The 1,868-nt window shown below is 27.1% G+C and carries 2 protein-coding genes; one reads left to right on the top strand and one right to left on the bottom strand.

What is annotated here, in order from left to right:
- Positions 1-746 (bottom strand): replication initiator protein A (locus CD034_RS01140; RefSeq protein WP_103288056.1); only part of this gene is annotated, 746 nt, incomplete at its 3' end.
- A gap of 383 nt (positions 747-1,129) precedes the next feature.
- Between CD034_RS01140 and CD034_RS01135 the strand changes: the two genes are divergently transcribed.
- Complete coding sequence (locus tag CD034_RS01135; protein WP_103288055.1) at positions 1,130-1,855, top strand: MarR family transcriptional regulator; 726 nt, start codon at positions 1,130-1,132, stop codon at positions 1,853-1,855.
- Positions 1,856-1,868: the final 13 nt, after the last annotated feature.

Genomic DNA, 1,868 nt, shown 5'->3' with positions numbered 1-1,868 from the left:
TTATTAAAGGACGTCTTGGCTTTTAATAATACAGGTTTGATGATTTTAATTTCAGTTACAGAAAAGTTACTTAAATAACTTTGAATACTTTGAGGTAGTTCTTCGAGTAATTGAAACTTTAAAGCTTCATCATTAAATTTTGAATTAGAGTGATTTGGATGATTTGGATGATTACTAGGATATGTTAATTTCTTATCATTCAAATCATACGTATCATTATAATCAGTATTATTATAATCAGTATTATTATAATCAGTATCATTAGGGTCTAAAATTTGGGATTCTGGAGTCCCAAATTTTGAGTTTCTGGAGTCCCGAAATTTGGGATTCTGGAGTCCCAAAATTTGGGACTCCTTGTTATCATGGGTTGCAGATGAAGTTTGAATGTTTTTTTCTACACTAATATTTGTTTCTATATCATGTAAATATAATTTATTAGGTTTATTAAAACCTGTACGGATTTGTTCAAGTAACCCTACTTCCTGAAGTTCTTTCTTTATTTTGGTAATTGTATTTTTACTTTTATCTAATATATTCTGAAGGCTTTCATTTGTAAAAATGAAATATATATCCCCATTATCATCGAGCCAATTATTTTTAATTGATAAACTAACTCTGTCATTGAGAATTGCATAAGTGACTTTGGCACTATCACTTAATTTTTTATATTTTTCATTAACAAATAATGCTTTATGTAGCATATAAAAATTTTGACTAGCTTGATTTTTAATATTTTTACGAGACATAATAAAAACCTCTTTCCAATTAAATTTGAATAGAGGTAATAAAACATTACAAATCCACATAACTTTTTGACTTGCAAACTGTCGATATTGTTGTATATAATACATATATCAAATTAAATAGCTAACGTATTGTAACGTTTTATTACCGAGTCCCGACTATTACCAGTAGTCGGGACTTAAACGTATTATCAATATTATATCACTAAAGAAGAACACATAAAAGATATTATAGCTTTATTAAAAACCCTTTACAAACTCTTGATAACAATGTCATCAAGAGTTTGTAAAGGGTTTTTAATATCAGATTTTTATACTTATATATAAGTATTTGTGATAAAATTTTTTATAAAGGGTTGATAAAGGATTTATAAAGGGTTGATTATATGAAGAGCGTAAAAGAAATAAGTAAAGAATTAGGAGTTAGTAAACAAACTATATTTAACAACATAAAAAGATTGGACATAGAAACGATAAAAAAGGATAATACTTCATTTATTAAAAATGATATTGATGTTGAAAAGATAATTCAAAGAGTAACTCGCAATAAAAAAAAATATGGATTTGAAGATACTCTCACAAACTCAGGAAAAGTTAAAAAGGATAATTCACAAAAAGAATCTAAACATAGTGTTCAAATAATTGAACTGCTTGAAAAGCAAATAGACACTTTAAATAAACAACTTGAAAAACAAGAAAAGCGTCATGAAGTGACAGTAGAATTTTATAGGAAAGAATTGCAAGAAAGGTCAAAATTACTTGAAAACCAACAAGTATTAGCATTAGAAAGTAATAAAAAAATTCAAAAACTAGAAAGCCAATTAGAAGAAGAAAGACAGCTTAATAATTCTTTTGATACAGTCACGAGTAATAGACAGAATATTAATCCACAAGAAGCAACTTTTACTGGAGAATCTCAAAATATCAACCAGCAACAAAAGAAAAGCCAACCAACAGAAAATGAAATAAATCATAAGGATGTATCTGAAGAGAAAAAGAATGACAGTACAAAAGAGGATAAGTTCGTTGAAGAAACGAAGAGTAATTCTGATGATAATAGAGAGGTAGAATCACCTAAAAAGGGATTTTGGAGTCGATTCTTCGGTAATTAAAAATGAATATAAA

This window comes from Staphylococcus hominis subsp. hominis (assembly GCF_002901845.1).
In the GTDB taxonomy this organism is placed as follows: domain Bacteria; phylum Bacillota; class Bacilli; order Staphylococcales; family Staphylococcaceae; genus Staphylococcus; species Staphylococcus hominis.
This window is presented reverse-complemented; position numbering and strand designations above follow the sequence as displayed.

Coding starts and splice junctions, on each gene's coding strand:
- CD034_RS01135 (WP_103288055.1), top strand. CDS start 1,130: ATGAAGAGCGTAAAAGAAATAAGTAAAGAATTAGGAGTTAGTAAACAA.